Here is a 2,865-nt window from a genome sequence, read left to right as displayed (position 1 = left end):
CCTTTTGTTCGGGTAGCTGCCTAATCTCGTCCAAAAGCTGCTCGCGCAATGTCATGATTCTTCTCCTAGATAAATTAGTAGGGGTGTGTTATTGCAATAACACACCTTCGTACCCCACCAGAAAATGGAAATCGCCGTAACGCACCACCCCCACATTTCCACCGTTACGATCGTTCCTGACATCATTATCGCACCATCCACGGAACCCCACATTCAATTGTCCTAACGTACTGGGATATCGTCGCGCCTTTCCCATCATTCGGCTCGTTGCGGCGGCCCCTAACAGGTCTTACCATTTTTATAAGGTGGGGCCGGTTTTGGTCTCCAACACCAACCCTCCACACGCGCAACACCAACGATACCCTCTCCACAACAGCCAAACCCCATCCATCACCCAGGAGTTTGAAATGACTCACACCCTACAACTCAATCTCCCTAACACCGTCAAATTCCACGTCACTCCCGAACAGTTCGCCACCCTCGCCACCCACAACCGCGACCTACGCCTAGAACGCACCGCCACCGGAGAACTCATTGTGAATCCACCCACTGGCTGGGAAACCGGCGAACGCAATATCAACATCAGCGGTCAGCTCTATCGCTGGTACGAAGACAACGACTACCCCGGTAAAGTTTTCGACTCCTCTACCGGATTCACCTTGCCTAATGGTGCCATCTTGTCTCCCGATGCCTCCTGGGTTAGCTCGGAGCGCTGGAACGCCCTCACCGATACACAGCGCGATACCTTCCCCCACGTTTGCCCTGACTTCGTGGTAGAACTCCGTTCCCAATCCGACGCCCTCAAGGTCATACAGGCCAAAATGCAGGAATATCTTGCCAACGGAGCGCGACTCGGTTGGCTCATCGACCCGAAACGCCAGGTTGTCGAAATCTATCGCGCCAGCGCAGAACCTGAAGTGTTGTCGCATCCAGCCAACTTATCCGGCGAAGATGTCCTTCCGGGATTCGTCCTCAAGCTCGATCGCATTTGGACGTAGCCTGAAACTCTAAAATTTCAACTAAAATTTCAACCAAGTAACGCAGCGATCGCCGCTTACCTCTCCGACGCCAATTCCATCAGCGTCACTTCCCAGACGAGGCGAGGTTGTACGTAACTGCGGAGGTAGCCTCGAGCCTCTTCCAGTTTTCGCAACGGTGGCAGGGTTCCGCCCTCCTCACAGTAATCGTGCCAGTAACTTTGTTGCAAATAGTCGAGAAGCCACAGTTGCTCGGTGGTGTCGAGCGCCGAGGCGATCGCTTTGGCGAAGTCGAGAGCGTCTCGCAGGGTTCGCGGGAGATGACGCGCCCGTTGCAGGATTTCGGGGGGAATGGTTTGCAGTTGTTGCCAAGATTCGATCGCCGCCCCAGGACTACCTTGCGCTACAGCTAAAATGGCTCGGTAGTTTAAAATCTCCTGCTGTCCGGTTTCTCGTAACACCTGTTCCATATCTTCAGGAGACAGGCGATAGAACGGAATCCGCTGACAGCGAGAAACGAGAGTCGATAAAAGGGATTCCGCCGAGGGCGCAATCAGAATCAACGTCGCGCGTCCCGGTTCTTCCAGGGTTTTCAGCAATCCGTTGGCGGCGGGTTCTGCCATCGTTTCGGCGCGATCGAGAACGATGACTTTTCGCGTAGCTTCTAAAGGCGGACGACTGAGAAAGGTTCCGATTTCGCGAATCTGTTCGAGGCGGATTTGCGGGGGGGCTTTGCGTTTTAAGCCTTTTTCTTCAGCTTCGGCGGGCGTCAGTAACTTCTGATTGTGGAGATACGTCGGTTCTACCCACAAGAAATCCGGGTGATTGTCGAGGTTGTTGCGGTGGCCGCCGAGGAGCCGTCCCGCAAAATACCGCGCCGCGATCGATCGTCCGATTCCCTCCGGACCGGCGAACAGGTAGGCCGGCGCGATGCGATCGCAGTCGATGGCCGCGTGGATAAATTTCAGTGCAGTTTCTTGGCCGATGGGAATTTGCCGAGGTGACATCGGCGCAATGACTCCGCTTCGCTGAGTAGGTTTTCACGCTTTTGCTTTGACCTTGCATCTCAAGGCTTAGATTCAACAAAAGCGTTCTGTTAAAAAGCGGGCGGCGGGAATCGAACCCGCATCATCAGCTTGGAAGGCTGAGGTTTTACCACTAAACTACGCCCGCACTGTTGCGCACCTGAACTAGAATAACATACTTTTTCTCGAGGGCAAACATTTTTTCAAAATTTCTCGATCGATAGTTTGAGATCGAGGTTAGAGACGACGGGGGAGGGGTTGCCGTTGATGAGATTGTGGGCAGGCTGAAACTGCCAGTTGTCGATGACGGCTTGCAGGAAAAGACGGTATCGATCGCCCATCGCCGCGTTACCGGGTTCTGTCCAAACGCCGACGACTTCGGCTCGCCCGTTGGTTTCGACGATGAGACGCACTCGGAATCGATCGCCGTTGTTTAAGTCCGGTGGGACGATCGATCGATCGAGGGTTTGACGAGACGAGTTGCTGAGTCGGGCGGGATTGTCCGGTCGATCGGGTAATTCGGCAGGAAATTCAGCGGCGATCGATCCGATTCGCCAGCGATCGGGAATTGGCGTCGGAGTCGGAGTGGGAACTGGCGTTGGAATAGGAGTTGGAACTGGTGTTGGAACTGGTGTTGGAACTGGCGTTGGCGTTGGAACTGGTGTTGGAACTGGCGTTGGAACTGGTGTTGGAACTGGTGTTGGCGTCGGAGTGGGAACTGGCGTTGGAATAGGAGTCGGCGTTGGAGTGGGAACTGGCGTTGGAACGGGCGTTGGAACTGGCGTCGGCGTTGGAGTGGGAACTGGCGTTGGAACGGGCGTTGGAACTGGCGTCGGCGTTGGAGTGGGAACTGGCGTTGGAAC

The 2,865-nt window shown here is 54.9% G+C and carries 4 protein-coding genes and 1 tRNA gene; 2 read left to right on the top strand and 3 right to left on the bottom strand.

All coding sequences use genetic code 11. The features are described 5' to 3' along the window. Positions 1 to 407: 407 nt before the first annotated feature. Positions 408 to 998 carry a Uma2 family endonuclease gene (locus ACP5D4_RS06450; protein WP_428010806.1) on the top strand — a complete coding sequence of 197 codons (591 nt, stop codon included), beginning with the start codon at positions 408 to 410 and terminating at the stop codon, positions 996 to 998. A 56-nt stretch (positions 999 to 1,054) separates the two neighbouring features. Here the strand turns inward: ACP5D4_RS06450 and ACP5D4_RS06445 are convergent, their stop codons facing one another. The 3 genes from ACP5D4_RS06445 to ACP5D4_RS06435 form a co-directional block, all read right to left on the bottom strand. Further along, positions 1,055 to 1,984, bottom strand: coding sequence for a DNA polymerase III subunit delta' (locus tag ACP5D4_RS06445; RefSeq protein WP_428010805.1), 930 nt, complete (start codon positions 1,982 to 1,984; stop codon positions 1,055 to 1,057). A gap of 95 nt (positions 1,985 to 2,079) precedes the next feature. Next, a tRNA-Gly gene (locus ACP5D4_RS06440) sits at positions 2,080 to 2,150 on the bottom strand. Positions 2,151 to 2,205: 55 nt separating this feature from the next. Then, positions 2,206 to 2,415 carry a hypothetical protein gene (locus ACP5D4_RS06435; RefSeq protein WP_428010804.1) on the bottom strand — a complete coding sequence of 70 codons (210 nt, stop codon included), beginning with the start codon at positions 2,413 to 2,415 and terminating at the stop codon, positions 2,206 to 2,208. A 197-nt stretch (positions 2,416 to 2,612) separates the two neighbouring features. On the opposite strand from ACP5D4_RS06435, the gene ACP5D4_RS06430 reads away from it, so the two are divergent. Continuing rightward, positions 2,613 to 2,735: a hypothetical protein gene (locus tag ACP5D4_RS06430; RefSeq protein ID WP_428010803.1), complete on the top strand. Its 123-nt coding sequence runs from the start codon at positions 2,613 to 2,615 to the stop codon at positions 2,733 to 2,735. Positions 2,736 to 2,865: the final 130 nt, after the last annotated feature.

This window comes from Baaleninema sp. (assembly GCF_049974805.1).
Classification (GTDB): Bacteria; Cyanobacteriota; Cyanobacteriia; order Cyanobacteriales; family Geitlerinemataceae; genus Baaleninema.
The sequence above is the reverse complement of the archived record's forward strand: the minus strand, read 5'-3'. Positions and strand labels throughout refer to the sequence as shown.

Excerpts from the sequence above, each read along its gene's own strand:
- ACP5D4_RS06445 (WP_428010805.1), bottom strand. The coding sequence starts at position 1,984 with ATGTCACCTCGGCAAATTCCCATCGGCCAAGAAACTGCACTGAAATTT.
- ACP5D4_RS06450 (WP_428010806.1), top strand. The coding sequence starts at position 408 with ATGACTCACACCCTACAACTCAATCTCCCTAACACCGTCAAATTCCAC.